The sequence below is a fragment of the Sphingopyxis sp. GW821-FHT02C12 genome, assembly GCF_059421785.1.
Map to the genome: position 1 here is coordinate 1,606,889 of NZ_JBWKVQ010000001.1, position 18,880 is coordinate 1,625,768.

17 protein-coding genes and 1 pseudogene are annotated in these 18,880 nt (G+C 66.6%); 12 read left to right on the forward strand and 6 right to left on the reverse strand.

Annotated elements, in window-relative coordinates:
- Positions 1–66: 66 nt before the first annotated feature.
- The 6 genes from rutB (at position 67) to AC07U1_RS07625 (ending at position 4,200) form a co-directional block, all read left to right on the forward strand.
- Entirely contained in the window at positions 67–795 is a 729-nt protein-coding gene (gene rutB / locus AC07U1_RS07600; protein ID WP_495176936.1) for a pyrimidine utilization protein B, read from the forward strand.
- Positions 795–1,178, forward strand: a complete 384-nt coding sequence (gene rutC, locus AC07U1_RS07605; protein ID WP_495176935.1) for a pyrimidine utilization protein C — start codon at positions 795–797, stop codon at positions 1,176–1,178. The genes rutB and rutC overlap by 1 nt, the downstream gene beginning before the upstream one ends.
- A complete protein-coding gene (gene rutD / locus AC07U1_RS07610) occupies positions 1,171–1,953 on the forward strand; it encodes a pyrimidine utilization protein D (protein WP_495176934.1) in 783 nt (260 codons plus the stop codon). The genes rutC and rutD overlap by 8 nt, the downstream gene beginning before the upstream one ends.
- A gap of 3 nt (positions 1,954–1,956) precedes the next feature.
- Positions 1,957–3,018: a pyrimidine utilization protein A gene (gene rutA, locus AC07U1_RS07615; protein WP_495176933.1), complete on the forward strand. Its 1,062-nt coding sequence runs from the start codon at positions 1,957–1,959 to the stop codon at positions 3,016–3,018.
- A gap of 54 nt (positions 3,019–3,072) precedes the next feature.
- Positions 3,073–3,573, forward strand: coding sequence for a hypothetical protein (locus tag AC07U1_RS07620; RefSeq protein ID WP_495176932.1), 501 nt, complete (start codon positions 3,073–3,075; stop codon positions 3,571–3,573).
- Between the two features lie 177 nt (positions 3,574–3,750).
- Complete coding sequence (locus tag AC07U1_RS07625) at positions 3,751–4,200, forward strand: hemerythrin domain-containing protein (RefSeq protein WP_495176931.1); 450 nt, start codon at positions 3,751–3,753, stop codon at positions 4,198–4,200.
- A 15-nt stretch (positions 4,201–4,215) separates the two neighbouring features.
- Here AC07U1_RS07625 and AC07U1_RS07630 read toward each other — a convergent pair whose 3' ends face one another.
- Entirely contained in the window at positions 4,216–7,149 is a 2,934-nt protein-coding gene (locus tag AC07U1_RS07630) for a CHAT domain-containing protein (RefSeq protein WP_495176930.1), read from the reverse strand.
- Between the two features lie 198 nt (positions 7,150–7,347).
- Here AC07U1_RS07630 and AC07U1_RS07635 point away from each other — a divergent pair, with 198 nt between their 5' ends.
- Positions 7,348–9,687, forward strand: coding sequence for a TonB-dependent receptor (locus AC07U1_RS07635; RefSeq protein ID WP_495176929.1), 2,340 nt, complete (start codon positions 7,348–7,350; stop codon positions 9,685–9,687).
- A gap of 82 nt (positions 9,688–9,769) precedes the next feature.
- On the forward strand, positions 9,770–10,045 hold the full coding sequence (locus tag AC07U1_RS07640; protein ID WP_187141274.1) for a DUF3297 family protein: 276 nt from the start codon (positions 9,770–9,772) through the stop codon (positions 10,043–10,045).
- A 91-nt stretch (positions 10,046–10,136) separates the two neighbouring features.
- Here AC07U1_RS07640 and AC07U1_RS07645 read toward each other — a convergent pair whose 3' ends face one another.
- From AC07U1_RS07645 to AC07U1_RS07655, 3 genes are all read right to left on the reverse strand, one after another.
- A complete protein-coding gene (locus AC07U1_RS07645) occupies positions 10,137–10,718 on the reverse strand; it encodes a CHAP domain-containing protein (protein ID WP_492737483.1) in 582 nt (193 codons plus the stop codon).
- 165 nt (positions 10,719–10,883) lie between these two features.
- Positions 10,884–13,238: a putative bifunctional diguanylate cyclase/phosphodiesterase gene (locus AC07U1_RS07650; RefSeq protein WP_495176927.1), complete on the reverse strand. Its 2,355-nt coding sequence runs from the start codon at positions 13,236–13,238 to the stop codon at positions 10,884–10,886.
- Between the two features lie 86 nt (positions 13,239–13,324).
- Positions 13,325–15,076 carry a fatty acyl-AMP ligase gene (locus AC07U1_RS07655; protein WP_056345243.1) on the reverse strand — a complete coding sequence of 584 codons (1,752 nt, stop codon included), beginning with the start codon at positions 15,074–15,076 and terminating at the stop codon, positions 13,325–13,327.
- Between the two features lie 179 nt (positions 15,077–15,255).
- Here AC07U1_RS07655 and AC07U1_RS07660 point away from each other — a divergent pair, with 179 nt between their 5' ends.
- The 4 genes and pseudogenes from AC07U1_RS07660 to AC07U1_RS07675 form a co-directional block, all read left to right on the forward strand.
- The gene (locus tag AC07U1_RS07660; RefSeq protein WP_495176926.1) at positions 15,256–15,819 is read left to right on the forward strand and encodes a RecX family transcriptional regulator; all 564 of its coding nucleotides are present in this window, start codon (positions 15,256–15,258) and stop codon (positions 15,817–15,819) included.
- 37 nt (positions 15,820–15,856) lie between these two features.
- Positions 15,857–16,312 carry a DUF192 domain-containing protein gene (locus AC07U1_RS07665; RefSeq protein WP_492737475.1) on the forward strand — a complete coding sequence of 152 codons (456 nt, stop codon included), beginning with the start codon at positions 15,857–15,859 and terminating at the stop codon, positions 16,310–16,312.
- 63 nt (positions 16,313–16,375) lie between these two features.
- A complete protein-coding gene (locus AC07U1_RS07670) occupies positions 16,376–16,762 on the forward strand; it encodes an NADH:ubiquinone oxidoreductase subunit NDUFA12 (protein ID WP_056345252.1) in 387 nt (128 codons plus the stop codon).
- Between the two features lie 239 nt (positions 16,763–17,001).
- A pseudogene (locus tag AC07U1_RS07675) lies at positions 17,002–17,172 on the forward strand (DUF2155 domain-containing protein); the annotation flags it as partial.
- 35 nt (positions 17,173–17,207) lie between these two features.
- Here AC07U1_RS07675 and aat read toward each other — a convergent pair.
- The gene (gene aat / locus AC07U1_RS07680; protein ID WP_187141311.1) at positions 17,208–17,975 is read right to left on the reverse strand and encodes a leucyl/phenylalanyl-tRNA--protein transferase; all 768 of its coding nucleotides are present in this window, start codon (positions 17,973–17,975) and stop codon (positions 17,208–17,210) included.
- Positions 17,976–17,980: 5 nt separating this feature from the next.
- Positions 17,981–18,811 carry a class I SAM-dependent methyltransferase gene (locus AC07U1_RS07685; RefSeq protein WP_056345256.1) on the reverse strand — a complete coding sequence of 277 codons (831 nt, stop codon included), beginning with the start codon at positions 18,809–18,811 and terminating at the stop codon, positions 17,981–17,983.
- Positions 18,812–18,880 lie beyond the last annotated feature (69 nt).

The window sequence follows — 18,880 nt, forward strand, 5'->3', positions numbered from 1 at the left end:
GGCGGCGGTGGCTTGCATCGCCTGCCGCTTTCGGGGAAGCTGCCGCCCTGGCTTGAAGGGGACCCCATGGCGATTGCGGTCGATACCACACCCGGCGACGGGACGAAGCTGACCCTGCCCGCGCGGCCCGAACCGCTGATCGTCGACCCGCGGGCGACCGCCGTCGTCGTGATCGACATGCAGAATGCCTATGCGTCGAAGGGCGGTTATGTCGACCTTGCGGGGTTCGACATTTCGGGCGCTGCGGGAGTGATCGGGCGGATCGTGCAGGTGCTCACCGTCGCGCGCGGCGCGGGCATGCCGGTGATCTATCTGCAAAATGGCTGGGACGCCGAATATGTCGAGGCGGGCGGGCCGGGGTCGCCGAACTGGCACAAGTCGAATGCGCTGAAGACGATGCGCGCGCGGCCCGAATTGCGGGGGCAGCTTCTGGCGCGCGGCGGGTGGGATTATGAGCTGGTGGAGGCGCTTGCGCCGCAGCCGGGCGACATCCGGCTACACAAGACGCGCTATTCGGCCTTCTTCAACTCACAGCTCGACAGCACCCTGCGGTCGCGCGGCATCCGCACGATCGTCTTCGTCGGGATTGCCAGCAATGTCTGCGTCGAATCGACGCTGCGCGATGCGTTCCACCTCGAATATTTTTCGGTGATGCTGGAAGACGCGACGCATCATCTGGGTCCGGACTATGTGCGCGACGCGACCGTCTATAATGTCGAAAAATTCTTTGGCTGGGTGAGCAATGTAGCCGATTTTTGCGGCAGCATCGGCCAACAACCCCGGGGAGAAGAATAGTGCCGTTCGAACCGATCAACCCGCCGCAATTCCCGACCCCGATCGCGCCCTATTCTGCGGGGGCGAAGGCCGGGAACACTGTCTATGTGTCGGGCGTCCTCGCGCTCGGCGAGGGCGGGGTGGTGCTCCATATCGGCGATGCGGCGGCGCAGACGCGGCATGTGCTCGATGTCATCAAGATCACGCTGGAGGCCGCCGGTGCGACGCTCGAGGATGTCGCGATGAACCATATCTTCCTCAAGGACTTCGCCGATTATGCGGCGTTCAATGCGGTCTATGCCGACTATTTCCCGGGCGCCAAGCCCGCGCGCTACTGCATCAAGGCCGAGCTGGTGAAGGCCGACTGCCTCGTCGAGATCGCGAGCGTCGCGCACATTGGCTGAGGCCGCGGGCCTCTATTTTGAACTTCACGGGGCGGAGGATGCGCCGCCGCTGATCCTGTCGCCGGGGCTGGGCGGATCGGCCAGCTATTGGGCGCCCAACCTCGCCGCACTTGCAGCGGATTACCGCGTCCTGCTCTACGACCATCGCGGGACGGGGCGCAGCCGTCGCGATTTGCCACCCACGACGTCGGTCGAAGACATGGCGGCCGATGTGATCGCGTTGATGGACGCGCTGGATATCGGGGAGGCGAGCTTCGTCGGCCACGCGCTTGGTGGCATGATCGGGATCGAACTGGCGATCATGACGACGCGGATCGACCGGCTCGTTGTCGTCAACGGCTGGCGCACGCTCGACCCGCATACCGCGCGCTGCTTCGACGTCCGGCTCAACCTGCTTTGGGGTAGCGGCCCCGCCGCCTTCCTCCATGCCCAGCCGCTGTTCCTCTATCCGCCCGACTGGATTTCGGCGCATGATGCCGAACTGGTCGCCGAGGCCGAACAGCAGCTCGCGCATTTTCCCGGCGCCGCGACGGTCGAAAAACGCATCGCGGCGGTGCGCGCCTATTCGCCCGCCCTGATCGACATGACCGCGACGCCGGCATGGCTCGTTATCGCGACGCGCGACGATATGCTCGTGCCGCTCGCCAGCGCGCTCGATGTCGCGGCGCCGGTCGGCTGGGCCGAAACGCACATCTTCGATTGGGGCGGCCACGCCTGCAACGTCACCGATCCCGAGACTTTCAACCGCGTCGTCCTCGATTTCCTCAGGAGATAAGCCATGCAAGTCGGCGTCTTTGTTCCCATCAACAACAATGGCTGGCTGATCAGCGAAAACGCGCCGCAATATATGCCGAGCTTCGACCTCAACAAACAAATCGCCCAGGCGGCCGAGCGGCACGGGCTCGATTTCCTGCTGTCGATGATCAAGCTGCGCGGCTTCGGCGGCAAGACCGAGTTCTGGGAATATGGGCTGGAAAGCTTCACGCTGATGGCGGGGCTCGCCGCGGTGACCGAGAAGATCAAGATCTATGCGACCTGCCCGACGCTCGTCATCCCGCCCGCCTTCGCGGCGCGGATGTGCAACACGATCGACAGCATCAGCCACGGGCGCTTCGGGCTCAATCTGATCACCGGCTGGCAGCGCCCCGAATATAGCCAGATGGGGCTGTGGCCGGGCGACGAGCATTTTCGCAACCGCTATCAGATGCTCGACGAATATGCCCGCATCCTGCGCGAATTATGGGAGACGGGGCGCAGCGATTTCAAGGGCGATTATTACCAGATGGACGATTGCCTCGTCCGCCCGACTCCGCAAGGCGACATGAAGATCATCTGCGCCGGCTCGTCGGACGAGGGGCTCGCCTTCTCGGCGCAATGGGCCGATTATGCCTTCTGCCTCGGCAAGGGGGTGAACACCCCGACCGCCTTCGCATCGAACAACGAGCGGCTCGCGGTCGCGACCGCGAAGACCGGGCGCGACGTATCGGTGTTCGTACTGGTGATGATCATCGCCGCCGAGACCGACGAGGAGGCGCATGCGAAATGGAAGTCGTACAACGACGGGGTCGATGTCGATGCGATCTCGTGGCTGATCGACCAGGGCGCCGCCGACAAGCATAATACAACGACCAACGTTCGCCAGCTCGCGGCGCCCGAAGGCGCGGTTAACATCAATATGGGGACGCTCGTCGGCAGCTATGCCAGCGTCGCGCGTATGCTCGACGAGATGGCCGAAGTGCCGAACACCGGCGGGGTGCTGCTGACCTTCGACGATTTTCTGGAGGGGGTCGAGGCGTTCGGGACGCGAATCCAGCCGCTGATGAAGAGCCGCGGCGGCTGACGGTCCATCTTTCCGCCACAAACGGGCAGCACATTCGGCGCGGGAGGAGTCGCCATGAAAACATCGATATGGATCATCGCGCTCGCGGCAAGCTGCGCCGCTCCACTGCATGCCCAGACGGTCGGCCCCGCGCCGCACATGAATGGAATCGGCCCGGTCGAAATGGGCGGTTTTGCGGGCGCGCGCATCCGCATCTCGCTGGGCGGAAGTGGACGCGAGAAGCCGATGATCCGCGCCGGCCTGACCATTGCGCCGATGCAGCATAGCGGCGGCAGCGATCTGCGCAGTCCCAATTGGCGGATCGGCGAGGGGCTGGAGTTCGGCTTTCGCGGCGACGATGCCGCACCGCAGCTTTCGCTCGCGGGGCTGCGGCTGACTCCGGCGCGCTATACCCCCGGCGGGCGGCCGGCGGACAAAAACCGCAACAATCTGTCGGGCGGCACGACGACGGCGCTGGTCGTGGTCGGCGTGCTTGTCGTGGTGGGCGGGGCGCTCGCGCTTTCGGCCAGCGGCGACCCCGATAACTGCACCGGCGGCGAGTGCAACAACAACTGATCGTCCGGCAATCTCGCCGTCGATCGGGCAGGCGCTGCCAGTTTGGCAATGATTTTCGACGCAAAACCGGTCGGCAAACACCCATGCCGGCCCCAATGGCAAATGCGGCTTAACCCTCTTTTCACGGGCAAGACCTAGGACGGGCTGCGAGGGACCACTCGAAACCGGGCGGCCCCTATGCATATGGTCCATGAAATGCGGCGACTGCGCGCCGAACATGCGGCCCTCGCCACCCTCTCGCGCTTCCTGATGGATATCGCCGCCGCGCCGCAGCCGCCGCGCCCGACCGAACTCGCCGCGGTGCGCGGCATGTTTCGCGACACGCTGGTGCGTCACCTGAAATGCGAGGACTGGGTCCTCTATCCGCGGCTTCTGGCGAGCGGCGATGCCGCCCTGAAGCGGCTGGCGGGCGAATTCGTCCACGAGACGGGGCATCTGGCCGAAGAATTCATGGCCTATGACGCGCGCTGGACGGCGGAAAATGTCGCCGGCGACTGGCCGGGTTTCTGCCGCGAAACCGAGGCGATACTCGACGCGATCGGAATGCGGATCGAACGCGAGGAGGCCGATCTTTATCCCGCCGCCGAGCGGCTCGACACAGGGCAGCGTCGCACCGCGCGCGTCTGACGGCCATTCCCCGGCCTAACGATCGCGGTTGGTCACCAGCGTAAAGGGCGCCCAGCTCGCCGGATGCGCCCAGTGCGGCTGCCATCCCTCGACCACCGACCCGTCGGCGCGCTTGCCGGTGCGCACCGCCTCCATCGCCAGCGCGAGCGCGGTCGCCGGGGTCGCGTCCTTGTTCGCGAGCGCTTCGACGGTGAGCGCCGCGGTGGCGTCGTCCGCGACGCGCCAATGGCTCGCCAGCAGATTGCCCGCCCCCGCATAGAGGAAGCTGCGCGCAAGGCTCGACAGCGATTCGCCGCTGGCGCCCGCCTCGACCCCGGGGGTCGCGGTGTTGCACGCCGACAGCACCACCCAGCGCGCCGATAAGGACAAGGCCGCCGCCTCGCTCGCCGTGAGCAGGCCGTCGTCGGTTGCGCTCGCCTTGCCCGGCGGGGTGAGAACGAGACCGGGCTCGGACCCGGTGCCCATTTCGCCGGGGAGCAGCCCGTGCGTCGCGAACACGACCGCGATCGCGCGGGGCAGTTCGCGGTCGGCCTTGACCGCCGTCTCGGTCGCGTCGCGGCCGAGGCGGACGCCGCCACCGCGAGCGATCGCCGCCGACAGCCTGGTCAGTTCGGTGACGGTGCCGGGCAGCGGGTCGAGTTTGCGGAGCTTGTCGACCGACGCCATCGTCTTGTCGCCGCTCGCCAGCGTCAGGCCGCCGCCGCGCACCCCGATGCCGCCACGCTTGCGCAGCGTCCCGTCGGCGCCGCGCGCGCCGGCCTTGCCGTTGCCGACGAGGGTCGGCGCGCCATAGGCGACCAGGTCGGGACGACGCGACGCGGGCAGCGCGCCGCTTTCGCGCGAGGCGAGCGCGAGCGCGCTGACCGAGGGCAGGGTGACGAAGCGATAATGTTTGGCGAGCCAGTCGGTCGCGGCAAGGTCGGCCTCGGCGCCGCTTTCGGCCTCGCCCTCCGGCTCGCTCGCGACCAGCGCGGCGAGCGGCAGCCCCGCCACCGGCCCGCTCGCGACGGTGTAGATGCGTCCGCCTTCGGGCAGCGCGGCCGCGACCGGCGCGATCAGGCGCTGGTAGAGGCGCCAGGCCGCCGCACGGTCGTAGCGCGGATAGCGTTTGTCGATCGGGCTGGGGCCGCCCTTGTCCTCGGCGGCGACCAGCGCGTCATAGTCGGGCAGCGAGCAGGTATTCTCGTCGATCCGGCATTTGAGCCGCGCGACGTCGGCGGCAACGGGTGCCGCGCCGTCGTCGAAGCGGTGCCACCGCGCGCCCTGCTTCGAAATTGCGAAAGCATAATGATGCCCCTCCGACGGCAGCAGCATCAGCACCGCCTCGTCGGGCTCAAGCAATGCCTGCACCGCTGCAACGTCGATTGCCTTGGGGGTGACCAGCGTCGCATAGTCGGGAAACTCGGCGGCGATGCGCGCGTCGAGCGGCGCGAGCCGCGCTGCCGCCGCATCGAGTTCGGAGCGGAGCGCTCCTGCCTTGGCCTCGTCCTTGCCGAGCGCCATGTCGCGATAGCGCTGGTTCAGCGACACCACCGCCTGCGCGGTGTCCTGTCGCTGGCGAACCAGTTCGCCGAGGGAGCCGGTGCCGGCCAGATTGCGCGCGGCGGCCTGGTTGATCGCGTCGCCGGCATCGGTGAGCGTCAGGTCCTGCGCCGCGAGAAAGGCCTGATCCATGGCGCTATCCTGATTGCGCGCGGCCCAGCCGGCGAACATCACCATGTCGAAGGCGCCCGATTGCGGGTTGCGTCGGGTACCGCGCGCGACCGCTTTTGCCAGCGCCGCCACGGCGGGATTGGCGTCGTCGGTGGCCAGCCCGGCCTCGCGCCGCTGACGAAGCCGGTCGGCGGCGTCGATCGCCGCCGTCAGCCCGTCGGCCTCGCGCCCCTTCACCTGCGCGCGGGCACGGGCGAGGGTGGTGAGCAGGATGATCGTATCGGTCTTCGCGTCGTACCAGCCGCCGCCGCGTTCGGCCGCGAGTTGGAGCGGCAACGCCTCCTCGAAATAGGGCAGCGATTCTTCGGCCTTGCCCTGCCCGAGCAGCGCGAGCGCGAAATTATAGCGCGATTTCTGGGTGCCGATGTCTTCGCGGCCCTGCAGCCGTTCGCCCTCGGTCGCGGCGATGCGCCCCGGACCCTCGGCGGCGGCGAAGCGACCGGCGATATTGCGGTAATAGCTGATCTGGTTGTTCGCGAACTGGCGCTGATAGTCGTTATATGCGGGACCCGCCAGCATGACGAGCAGTGCGTCGAAAGCGCGATCGGACTCCTCGTCGCGGCGCACCAAATTCAGGGCCTCGGCATAGCGCAGTTGCAGTTCCCAATTGTCGACCGTCATCCCCGCCGCCTCGAGCTCGGCATAGGTGTCGTCGAGCGCACGCGCGACCTCGGCATAGCGGCCCTGTTCGAGCAGTTCGCGGCCATAGATTTCGAGGCTGACGCGGGCGCTGCGGGCCGGGGATGTGGTCAGCAGGTCATGTTCGGCGGCGCGGCGATGGATCAACCGCGCATGCGCCAGCCGCTCTTCATAAGACAGGCCGAGGCTCATCCAGTCGAGGAAGAATAGCTCGCTCTCGACGTCCTTGGCGGCGGCGGCGCGGGTGGCATAGCCGCGCATCTTGTTCGTCACCCGCTGGTAATCGCCATCACCGGGGTCGCGGTCGTCGCGAAAATAGATCCACAGCCCCGTGTCGGCGCTGAACGCGTTCCGCTCCGACAAGCGGGTGCGATATTGGGCGACGAGGTCGACGAGCGCCAGCGCGGCCTGAACTTGCTCCTCGCCATTCGCCTTTTCGAACCGGGCGATCACGTCGGCGACCAGCGTGTTCGCCGCCTCGTCGCACGGGCCGCCGTTGTCGGCGGGGCAGGGGGGCGGTTCGACCGCGAAGGCGGGCAGGGTCGATGCCGCGAGCATCGCGGCGCTAAGGGCGAAACCCGCCCGGCGTATCGTCATGGTTCATTCCCCGATACGCGACCCGGACGTGCTCATGCCAAGCTTTGCCGCCGCTCGCAAGCGGAGGTGCGAAGATGACAGTCCTCGTCGTCATCTTGTCATCGCCGGGTCATGCCTGTGCCGCTGCGCCGCAATATCGCCTCCCTAAAGCCGCGGCGCATCCCGGCGCCATTTCGGCGCGGGCAGAGGGGACTATCGATGAACCAGATTATGAGCCGCCGCTTGCGCGCGGGCGCCGCGCTGATCGCCATGCTCGCGGCGACGCCGGCCTATGCCGCCGACGCGGCGGACGGCGCTGCCGTCGATGCCGGTGCGGCCGAAGAGATCGTCGTACTCGGCACCGGCCAGGCGCGCCAGGTGCAGGAACTGGGTGCCGCGGACATCGCGCTCGACGTCGCGGGGATCAGTCCGCTGAAGGCGATCGACAAGCTGCCGGGCGTGAATTTCCAGTCGGCCGATGCCTTCGGCGCCTATGAATGGTCGTCGCGCATCTCGATCCGCGGTTTCAGCCAGAACCAGCTCGGCTTCACGCTCGACGGCATTCCGCTCGGCGACATGAGCTATGGCAACCATAACGGTCTGCATATCAGCCGTGCGCTGATCAGCGAGAATGTCGGCCGGGTCGAGGTCGCGCAGGGTGCGGGCGCGCTCGCCGCCGCTTCTTCGAGCAACCTCGGGGGCACGATCGAATTTTTCTCGCGCGATCCCAAGGCCGACATGGGGGTCGAATTTTCGGGCACCTATGGCAGCGAAAATACCAAGCGCGGCTTCGTCCGCCTCGACAGCGGCGAAATCATGTCCGGCGGCCCGATGCTCGCGGTCAGCTATGCCTGGCAGGATGCCGACAAGTGGAAGGGCGACGGCGTCCAGCGCCAGCATCAGGTCAATGCACGCATCGTCCAGCCGGTCGGCGACGGCAAACTGTTCGGCTTCGTCAATTATTCGGACCGCGCCGAAAACGACTATCAGGACCTCAGCGCCGAAATGATCGGCCGTCTCGGCTATGACTGGGACAATTATGCCAAGGACTGGGACCTCGCGGTCCGCGTCGCGCAAGTCTATCAGAACCAGGTCACGCGCGCGGCGTTCAACGCCGGCGTCGCCAACGGCAGCCTGCCGCTGGGTGCGACCTATACCGCGCCCTATCCGGGCGCCGGCGAGACGTTCCCGGCGCCGATCCTGACCGTCGACGATGCCTATTATGACGCATCGGGGCTGCGCAAGGACTGGCTCGCGGGGATCGGCGGCGACGTGCCGGTCACCGACAACTGGACGCTGAAGGCGACCGGCTATTATCACAGCAATCGCGGCCGCGGCCTGTGGTTCACCCCCTATGTGACCACGCCGGGCGGCGCGCCGATGACGATCCGTACCACCGAATATGCGATCGAGCGCTATGGTGTCGTCGCGTCGAGCGAGTTCAAGATCGGTGCCAATACGCTCGATCTCGGCCTGTGGTACGAGGACAATGATTTCAACCAGGCGCGGCGCTTCTATGGCCTCGCCAACACCACCGGGGCGCCGAGCCGCGGCAGCCTGAAATTCCCCAAGGATCCGCTCGCGACCCAGTGGGAATTCGATTTCAAGACCGAAACGCTGCAATATCACGTCCAGGACACCCTCGACCTCGGGCAGGTCCAGATCAATGCGGGCTGGAAGGGACTCAAGGTCACCAACGAGGCTAGCCCGGTGGTGAGCGGCGGGCTAGCCTCGGGGCGCACGGTGGCGAAGGACTGGTTCCTGCCGCAGGCGGGTGTGCTGTTCCGCCTGAACGACGATAACGAGCTGTTCGCGAGCTACACGCAGAATATGCGCGCCTTCGAAAGCTCGGCGACGGGCGGGCCTTTCGCGACGACGCAGGCGGGCTTCGACGCGCTCGACCTGAAACCCGAAACCTCGACCACCTATGAACTCGGCTTCCGCACCAAGTCGCCCGTCTTTCAGGGCGTCGTCGCGGGCTATTATGTCGACTTCAAGGATCGCATCATCGCTTTCGCCAACGGTTCGGGCATCCAGGGCAATCCTGCGATCCTGCAGAATGTCGGCGACGTGCGGTCATGGGGCATCGAGGCGGCGGGGACCTTCCGGGTCACCCCCGACCTCTCGCTCTTCGGTTCCTACGCCTATAATGACTCCGAATATCAGGACGATGTCGTCAACGCCGCGAATGTCGTGATCGCGGCGACCGCGGGCAAGACGGTGGTCAATTCGCCCCGCCATCTCGCCAAGGGCGAGATCACGTGGGACAATGGCAATATCTTCGCCCGGGTCGGCGCCAACTATACGTCGAAGCGCTATTATTCGTTCGAGAATGACGCCGCTGTGGGCGGGTTCGTGATCGTCGACGCCAGCATCGGCTATCGCTTCACCGACGGGATGCTCGGCGGGCTGACGATCCAGGCCAATGCCACCAACCTGTTCGACAAGGCTTATGTCTCGACGATCGGCACCAACGGCTTCGCCAACCGCGGCGACAGCCAGACCCTGCTCGCGGGAGCGCCGCAGCAGTTCTTCGTGACGCTGAAGGGCGACTTCTGACGCGGCGCCGAAACGCCTTCCCGATTGACGATGATGGCGCGGCCCCGCTAGGGCCGCGCCATCTTTTTATGGGAATTGCTTTATGACCGATACGCCGCCCGACCATATGTCGACCAACCCGCGCTCGCCCCATTTCGACATGGAGGTGCTGCAACGCGGCATCGGCATCCGCTTCAAGGGCAAGGAGCGCACCGACGTCGAGGAATATTCGATCTCCGAAGGCTGGATCCGCGTCGCCGCGGGCAAGTCGAAGGACCGTTTCGGCCAGCCGATGACGATCAAGCTGTCTGGCGAGGTCGAAGCCTGGTTCGAGGATGTCGTCGCCGACAAGGCGGACGACGCCCCGTCCGAGGACTGAGACGCGCCGCGCCGGCCACCTGGGCGCCTGCTACAAACGAAAAAGCCCCGGCGCGAGCCGGGGCTTTTTCGTTTGTAGCGGTGGCGGGGCTTTACTGGCCGAGCGACGCGGCGACCATTGCGAGGCCGTTGCCCGGGGTCCAGTCGTTGCTGGCCCACACCGGAGCGTCGAAGCTCGGCGCCTTGCGCGGCGCGGCGCCCCGGCCGGGATAGATGAAGCCCTGCACCGGGTTGGCGCGCAGGCCGAGGTCGCCGATCGGGGCGTACCACACGCGGACCATGCTCCAGTCGCCGGCGCTGCTCACGTCGACGACGCGCACGTTGCGTTCGATCTGGCCGCGGCGGCCGTTGATCGGCGACCAATTGGCATGGTCGATCAGGATTTCGCGGTCGCCGACGATCTTCTTCACGACGGCGACATGGCCGATCGGCATGCCGCGCGTGCCGGCGAACGCCATGACCGCGCCTTCGCGCGGTTCGTCGCCGCGGTCATACTGGCCCGCAGCCTGCGCCCACCAGGTGCCGGCGTTGCCGCGGATATCGACGCCCGATTCGGCGCGGGCGAACGGAACGCACTGGAGGTAGTTGGCGGCGGCGGCGGGGGTGCTGGTCAGGGCGGCGGCAAGCATCATCAGGCATGCGACAATGGCTGCTGAAAAGCGGCTGGCTGACATGGAAAGCGACCCCCGTTTGGCTTGTGTTCAAGCGTTGGAGCGTCTCTGCCACGGCTTTTGCCGCAAACCACCCGCCGCGCGACGAACTGCATCGGACGCGGGGTGAACCGGGGAACCTTTTGAAAGGCCGTTCGATTCGTCGCCGGACTCGCTCGGCTCGCCGCGTCAGGCGGCGGCGCTGGCCTGGCTGGCGGCCGGACGGAACAGCGTCAGGACATCGGTCGCCGGCATCGGGCGGCCGTAATAATAGCCCTGGATGTTGCGGCAGCCGAGCGCGCGAATCGTTTCAACCTCTAGTTCAGTCTCCGCACCCTCCGCCGTCGTCGACATGCCGAGGCTGTCGGCGAGCGCGACGACGGCGCGGATGATCGCGATCGATTCGGTGATGCCCTTGGCGGCGCCAACGACGAAGCTGCGATCGACTTTGATCGTTGAAAATTGGGTCTTGCGCAGATAGCCGAGCGACGAATAGCCGGTACCGAAATCGTCGAGGCTGAGGCGGATGCCGAGTCCGATCAGCTGGTCGAGCAATTGCGCGGCGCCGCCGCCGTCGCGCAGGAACACGCTTTCGGTGACCTCGATCTCGAGCCGTTGCGGTGGCAGGCCACTTTGCGCGAGTGCCGAGACGACGACCGAAGCGAAGGCGGGGTCGGTCAGCTGTTCGGCCGACACGTTGACCGCAACCTTGAGGTTCGACGGCCAGCGCATCGCTTCGTGACACGCGGTACGCAGCACCCATTCGCCGATCGGTGAGATCAGGCGGCTGTCCTCGGCGAGCGGAATGAAGCGGCCGGGCGAAACATTGCCGAGCTTCTGGTTGTTCCAGCGAATCAGCGCTTCGAAGCCGTTCAGCATTCCGTCCTCGGCGGTGACGACCGGCTGGTAATAAAGTTCGAACTCGCGCCGTTCGAGCGCGCCGCGCAATTCCTGTTCCATCACGCGCCGTTCCTCGGCCTGGGCGTGGAGCGAGGCGACATAGGCGGCGACGACGTTGCCGCCCTTGTCCTTGGACTTGTAGAGCGCCAGGTCGGCGTTGCGGGTCAGCGTCTCGACCGTAGCGCCGTCCTGCGGCCCGACCGCGAAGCCGATGCTGGCACCGACGAACAACTGGTGATTGTCGACCACATAGGGGCGGCTGAGCGCCGCGATGATGCGCTGGCCCAGTGCTTCGGCATCGCTCGCGGTCGGCACATGGTGGAGGATGATGGCGAATTCGTCGCCGCCCAGCCGGCCGCAGGTCATGCCGCGGTCCATCATACCCTTCAGCCGCGCCGCGACCTGCGCCAGCAATTTGTCGCCGACGGGGTGGCCGAGCGTATCGTTGACCGCTTTGAAGCGGTCGAGGTCGAGCATCAGCATCGCGCAGCGCGTCTTGGCATCGATCGCATGGTTCAGCGCGCGCTCGAGATCCTCGTTGAGGCTGAGCCGGTTCGGCAAGCCGGTGAGGTTGTCGAAGCGCGCCATCTTGGCGATCTGTTCGGCCGAGGCGCGCTGTTCGGTGACGTCCGATCCGACCCCGCGAAAGCCCAGGAACTTGCCCGCTTCGTCGAGGCGCGGTGACGCCGACAATTCCCACCAGCGCGGCGCGCCGTCGATGGTGACGGGGACGATCAGGTTCGAAAAACTCTCGCGCCGCTTCATCCGCTCGGCCATGTCGTGCAGGCTCTTGGGGAAGTTCCCGGTCTCCCACGCATCGCCCGACAGCGCCTGCAGCAGCGGCAGGCCTTCGAGCTGGTCGGCGGGCGCTCCGATCGCGAAGGCGAGGCGCGGCGAGACATGGACGAGGCGGCGACTGTTGTCGGTCTGCCACAGCCAGTCGGCGGAGGTTTCCTCGAATTCGCGCAGCAGCAGGCTGACCGTCTCGGTTTTTTCGTGCAGTACCGCTTCGGCTCGGCGAAAGCGGATGTGGCTTTGCCCGAACCGAATGCAGAAGCCCGTGAGCATCGCGCCGGCGGCGATCGCGACCCCTGCGTGCGCGGGCGCGCCGGCGAAGACCAGCGCCCCGGCCGCCGACAGGCTGACCGGCATGATGAAGAGCAGGCATGCCATCGGCAGCGTGTGCGCGACGATCGCCAGCGTCAGCATCATCAGCAGCGCTACGGTCCACATCGACAGCAGGTGATCGAGCGAGGGGTGGAGGCCCTGGAGCCAGAAGGGCGCCGACCAGACGACGGCCGAATAGATGGCGTGCCGGTTGCAAAGGTTGAACTCGGCGGCGCCCGTGTGGTGGATTTCGCCCAGCGGCAGGCGGGAGACGACCTGCCAGGACCAGAGGCTGAACAGGATCGTCGCGATCGCCCAGCCGCCGACGACCGCCATTGGGACCGCGCTCACCATCGTCAATACGGCGACGATCGTCATGCCGAGCCCCATGACGAGGCGCAATTTTCCCTGGCCGCGCAACGGCGCGAGCTGCAGGCGCCGCAAATCGCCGATATCCTCGTCGCGCCGGTTCAGCCCGAGCAGCGCACGCGCAGGAATATCGTCGGTCGGAATCGGATCATTCGCCACCCTGGTCACGGGACCGTTCTAGCGAAAGCGGGTTACCCGAACGTAACCATGCGCGAACGGCTGATCGCTTTTTTGGTCCCCGTCAGGGACGAAAATCAGGCGGCGATCGCGAAGGGCTGGATTTCCCCGGCCAGATATTGCGCCCGCGCCTTCGACCGGCTGAGTTTGCCCGAACTGGTACGCGGCAGCGTGCGCGGCGGGATCAGCTCGATCAGGCAGTTCATCCCGGTGATCGCGCGGACGCGGTCGCGGATCGTCTCGCGCAGCAGCGCGCGCTCGGCGTCGTCGCTGGTGCGGCACTGGACGAGCACGGCGGGGGTTTCCTCGCCGCCCGGCGCGGTGATCGCGAAAGCGGCGATGTCACCCGATTTGAAGCCGGGCAATTGCTCGACCGCCCATTCGATATCCTGCGGCCAGTGATTCTTGCCGTTGATGATGATCATGTCCTTGGCACGGCCAACGATGTATATGTAACCATGGGATAAATATCCCATATCGCCGGTGTCGAGCCAGCCATCGACAAGGCAGGCGGCGGTCGCTTCGGGGTCGCGATAATAACCGGTCATCAGCGACGGGCCGCTGCACCACACCTTGCCGACGGTCTGGTCGGGCAGGCTGTTGCCCGCCTCGTCACGGACCTCGATCACCATGTCGCGTGCGGCGCGGCCGCAATTGACGATCGCACGGTAACGGGTCGGGCGGCCGGCGTCGTTGGCGGCGCCCGACAGCTCGGTCTCCTCGACCAGTTCGACGACGATGCCCTCGCCCGGCGGCATGATGCTGACCGCGAGCGTCGCTTCTGCGAGACCATAGCTCGGCAGGAAAGCGCTCGCCTTGAATCCGGCGTCGGCAAAGGCATCGACGAAGCTCTGCATCACGTCGGGGCGGATCATGTCGGCACCATTGCCCGCAACGCGCCAGCGCGACAGGTCGAAACGGTCGGCGACATGCGTCTGGCTCGACACGCGGCGCGCGCAGATGTCATAGCCGAAGGTCGGCGAATAGCTCAAAGTCGTGCCGCTATTGCGGCTGATCAGGTCGAGCCAGGCGAGCGGCCGGCGTGCGAAATCCTCGGTCTTCAGATAATCGACCGACACCTGGTTGGCGACCGGCGAAAGCAGGCAGCCGACGAGGCCCATGTCGTGATACCAGGGCAGCCACGAGACGCAGCGGTCGCTGTCGCGCACTTCCATGCCGTGCGAATGCGCGGCGAGATTGTTGAGCAAAGCGGCGTGGGTGACCGCGACGCCATGCGGGAAGCGCGTCGAGCCGCTGCTATATTGGAGGTAGCAGGTCTCGTTGCTGTTCTGCGCGGGCAGGGTGGTCTGCGGCGCGGGACGGGCGGCGAATTCGCTCCAGTCCATCGGTGCGACGCCCTGCTTCTCGGCGGCCTCGACCGCCATCGCGGCGATCTCGGGTGGGAAGAAGAGCATCGTCGGGTCGCAGCTGGTCAACTGAACGACGAGCTGGCCGACATAGCTGTCGCGCCCGCCGAAGCTGGTCGGCAGCGGCAGCGGCACCGGCCAGGCGCCGGCATAGATGGTGCCGAAGAACAGCGCGGCGAATTCGGCACCGGTCTCGGCGATCAGCGCGACGCGATCGCCGGGCTTCACGCCCGCGGCGATCAGGCGATACGCGGTCTGAAGCGAATCATGCTTCAGTTCGCTGTACGGATAGGGGCGCACCAGACGCCCACGCGGATCGTGGAAATTGAGGCCGCGGGTGCCGGTCGCGGCATAGTCGAGCGCTTCGCCGATCGTGGCGAAGTCCGAAAAACGGCGCGGCTGGAAACATTCGGTCGGCGTCGGCACGAGCGCGTCCGCCGAATCGGTGATGGTGTCGGTCATAGAAGCTCCGGCATCCCGCGAAGCGGGGCGCGCGGCAACAAGCATGTCATCTTTCTGTGTCATACGTGCTGCGCGATCCCTTTATCGTTGGAACAAATCGCCTATTTTCAGGCTTTGATGCCCGATATGGCGGCGCTGGTCGTTCTCAATCAGGCCCGACTGTGGCATAAACATGGCATATGGCCAACCGCCGCGCTTCCTCCGACCGGGCGAAGAGACCCCTCGACGCGACGCGGCTCGACGAGCTGGCGCTCGCCTATGTCGCGCGATTCGCCACCAGCCGCGCAAAATTGGCGCGCTATCTATCGAGAAAGATACGCGAATCAGACTGGGCCGACGCCATCGACGGACCCGCCGCCTGCGCGGCGGCGGTCGCGAAAATGGACCGGCTCGGCTTCGTCGACGACAAGCAATATGCCGGCATGCGCGCGGGCGCGATGACGCGGCGCGGGCTGGGAGTGCGGCGGGTGAAGGCGCAATTGTGGGTCGACGGCATCGATTCCACGGATTCGGTCGCGGCGGTCGCTGCCGCCGAGGGCGCGGCGCTGTCGTCGGCGCTCGGTTTCGCGCGCCGCCGCCGCTTGGGTCCCTATGCCCGGGAGGCGATCACCGACCCGGGGTTACGCGAGCGGCACGTCGCGGCCTTTGCCCGCGCCGGCCATTCGCTGGCGCTCGCGCGGCGTATCCTCGCTACCGCGCCGGGCGACGAGGCCGCGCTGGACGACGAAGCGGGGCTCGATTAGGAGCGGACGCTTACCGGGACGGCGAAAGGATAGGCCGATGCGTGCGTGGATGACCGCTGTTGCTCTTGTCATGGCCCTGCCGGTAACGGGCTGCGGCGGCGAATCGGACAGCGCGCAGGCCGGCTCGATCCCGCTCACGATCAAGGCCCCCGACAAGACGCATGTCTTCACCGTCGAGGTCGCGCGCACTCCGGAGGAACAGGCGAAGGGGCTGATGTTCCGTACCAGCCTGCCCGAAAACGGCGGCATGCTGTTTCCGTTCGAAAAGCCGCGCTTCGCGAGCTTCTGGATGAAGAACACGCTGATTCCGCTCGATATGGTCTTCATCCGCGCCGACGGCAGCATCGACCGCATCGCCGAAAACACCATCCCCGAAAATCTCGAGCCGGTGGTCAGCGGCGGCGAGGTGAGCGCGGTGCTCGAACTCGCGGGCGGCACGGCGGCGAAGCTGGGTATCGACGAGAGCGCCGTTGTTACCTGGAATGACAAATGATCCGGCGCGCTTGTCGCCATTGGCGCTTGCGAAACGGCGCTGCTTGCCTGTAAACGCGCGGCCATGGGCATGTTAGGCAAGATTTTCACCTGGTGGGACGGCGCGACCGTCGGCACGCTGCTGAACAGCTGGAAAACCGGCGAACAGGTCGGCGAGGACGGCCTTGGCAACCGCTATTTCCGCGCGCGCAAGGGCGACCGCCGCTGGGTCCTCTATAATGGTTCGAATGACGCGAGCCGGGTGCCGCCCGAATGGCATGGCTGGCTGCACGGCACGTTCGACGACCTGCCCGCCGACATGCTGCCAGCGCCGCGCGCTTGGGAACAGCAAGCGACGCCGAACCTGACCGGTACCGGCACCGCCTATCGCCCGGCGGGTGCGCTCGAACGCGGCGGCAAGCGCGCTGCCGCGACCGGCGATTATGAGGCCTGGCGCCCCGGCGCCGAGTGACCGACGCGATGGCGCGCCAGCTTCCGACCGCGCTGATCGCGCTTCTGGCCGCGACCGCGCTGACCGCCTGCGACGGCAAGCCGTCCAAGGCCGGGGGCAGCGCCACCGTCCCGACGATCGCCAAGTCCGAACGCGTGCCGGCCGAAGTCGGCGGGATCGAGGGCGCGACCCCGATGGCGAGCCGCGTCGCGGTGGTCGGCCTGCTCAACAAGCGCAACGGCCTCGTCCGCGATCTCGAGATGAAGCCCGGCGAATCGGCGCGCGTCGGCCGCGCGATCGTGCGGCTGCGCGCGTGCGAACAGACCGCACCGTGGGAAGATCCGCCCGAAACCGGGGCTTTCGTCCAGCTGACGGTGCAGGATCAGCGCGACGACAAATGGTATCGCGTCTTCTCGGGCTGGATTTTCCGCGAGCGGCCCGACCGCAACATCATCCAGCACCCGATCTACGACGTGTTCGTCAAAAGCTGTGCGATGACATATCCCGGCGGCGAACCCGTCGCGCGTCCCTCGGCCAAGGCCGCCCCCAAGGCGTCGAGCGCGCCCCAGTCCCCCGCGACGAACGGCGGCGAGGGTACGCCGGAAGCGGCAGCCCCGGCGCCCGCCGCCAAGGCCGCGCCGCCGTCGGTGCCCGCCCCGCCCGCCAACACCGAATAGAGCCGCGCCAGATAGTCGCGCTGCGGGATTTCGATCGCGCCGAGCGATTCGAGATGCGGGGTGATGAACTGGCAGTCGAGCAATTGCCAGCCGCCGGCGCGAAGCCGTGCGACGAGATGCGCGAGCGCGACCTTCGACGCGTCGCGGACGCGGCTGACCATCGATTCGCCGAAAAAGGCGCGGCCCAGCGTGACGCCGTACAGGCCGCCGACCAGTTCGCCCATTTGCCAGCATTCGACGCTGTGCGCATGGCCGAGGCGGAACAGCCGGTCGTAACTCGCCTTGATCACCGGGTTGATCCACGTCGTCGGCCGGTCGTCGGCGGGCTGGGCGCATAGCGCGACTATGTCGGCGAAGGCGCGATCGGTGGTGACGTGGAAACGTTCGCCTGTGATCGTCTTCTTCAGGCTACGCGAGAGGCGGAAGCCGTCGAGCGGCAGGATCGCGCGCAGCCGCGGCTCGACCCAATGGACCGACGGGTCGTCCGCCCCGTCGGCCATCGGAAAGAGTCCCTGCGCATAGGCGCTGAGCAGCAGCGCAGGGTCTATGGTCTCGATCGGCTTCAGCTTGCGGGCTTCACGAATTTCAGCGTCATGCGGTCCGATTCGCCGATCGCCAGATATTTTTCCCGGTCCTTGTCGCCCTCGCGCAAGCTGGGGGGCAGCGTCCACACCCCGCCGGGATAGTCATGCGTATCCTTGGGATTGGCGTTGATGTCGCTTTCGCCGACAAGCTTGAACCCCGCCGCCTCGGCAAAGGCGATGACCGACGAGCGCTTCATATAGCCGCTTTTTTCCTCGAGCGCCGAATCCATCGCTTCGGGCAGGCGATGTTCTTCGACGCCGAGCACGCCGCCGGGCTTCAGCATCGCGAAAATCTGCTTGAACGCGTTCGCCGTGTTATCGGCGCCGTCGAAGCGCCAGTTGTGGACGTTGCGAAAGGTCAGCACGACATCGGCGCTGCCGTCGGCGACCTTGGGATTGGTGCCGCCATTCGGGAATTCGGCGAGCTTGACCGCGCCATAGGTGCCCGCATCGCTTTCCTGCTTCGCCTTGACCCGGTTGAGACCCTTTTCCCACGGCGCGGCGACATAGAGGGTGCCGCCACCCGCCTTGGCCAGCGGCGCGAGGATTTCGGTGTACCAGCCGCCGCCGGGCCAAAGTTCGACGACCGTATCGCCGGGCTTCACGCCAAAGAAGGCGAGCGTTTCGGTCGGGTGGCGATAGGGGTCGCGCGCGACATTGGCCGGGGTGCGCGTCGGCGCGGCGACAGCGGTCGCGATCGCATCGCCGGGCCTGGCCGCGGCTTCGCTCGCGGCGGCGTTGTGCGCGGGGGCGCTGCACGCGGCCACGACGATCAGCGCTGCACTTGCAACGGCACGGAAATCACGCATATCGGACACCTCTCTCGGGGACGGGCCGGTTCTGCCGACCCTGTTGGGGGGGATGGTCATAGTGCGAAG

Coding starts and splice junctions, on each gene's coding strand:
- rutA (WP_495176933.1), top strand. CDS start 1,957: ATGCAAGTCGGCGTCTTTGTTCCCATCAACAACAATGGCTGGCTGATC.
- AC07U1_RS07660 (WP_495176926.1), top strand. CDS start 15,256: ATGGCCAACCGCCGCGCTTCCTCCGACCGGGCGAAGAGACCCCTCGAC.
- AC07U1_RS07685 (WP_056345256.1), bottom strand. CDS start 18,811: ATGCGTGATTTCCGTGCCGTTGCAAGTGCAGCGCTGATCGTCGTGGCC.
- AC07U1_RS07645 (WP_492737483.1), bottom strand. CDS start 10,718: ATGTCAGCCAGCCGCTTTTCAGCAGCCATTGTCGCATGCCTGATGATG.
- AC07U1_RS07635 (WP_495176929.1), top strand. CDS start 7,348: ATGAACCAGATTATGAGCCGCCGCTTGCGCGCGGGCGCCGCGCTGATC.
- AC07U1_RS07620 (WP_495176932.1), top strand. CDS start 3,073: ATGAAAACATCGATATGGATCATCGCGCTCGCGGCAAGCTGCGCCGCT.
- rutB (WP_495176936.1), top strand. CDS start 67: ATGGCGATTGCGGTCGATACCACACCCGGCGACGGGACGAAGCTGACC.
- AC07U1_RS07630 (WP_495176930.1), bottom strand. CDS start 7,149: ATGACGATACGCCGGGCGGGTTTCGCCCTTAGCGCCGCGATGCTCGCG.
- AC07U1_RS07670 (WP_056345252.1), top strand. CDS start 16,376: ATGGGCATGTTAGGCAAGATTTTCACCTGGTGGGACGGCGCGACCGTC.
- AC07U1_RS07625 (WP_495176931.1), top strand. CDS start 3,751: ATGCATATGGTCCATGAAATGCGGCGACTGCGCGCCGAACATGCGGCC.
- AC07U1_RS07640 (WP_187141274.1), top strand. CDS start 9,770: ATGACCGATACGCCGCCCGACCATATGTCGACCAACCCGCGCTCGCCC.
- AC07U1_RS07665 (WP_492737475.1), top strand. CDS start 15,857: ATGCGTGCGTGGATGACCGCTGTTGCTCTTGTCATGGCCCTGCCGGTA.
- AC07U1_RS07655 (WP_056345243.1), bottom strand. CDS start 15,076: ATGACCGACACCATCACCGATTCGGCGGACGCGCTCGTGCCGACGCCG.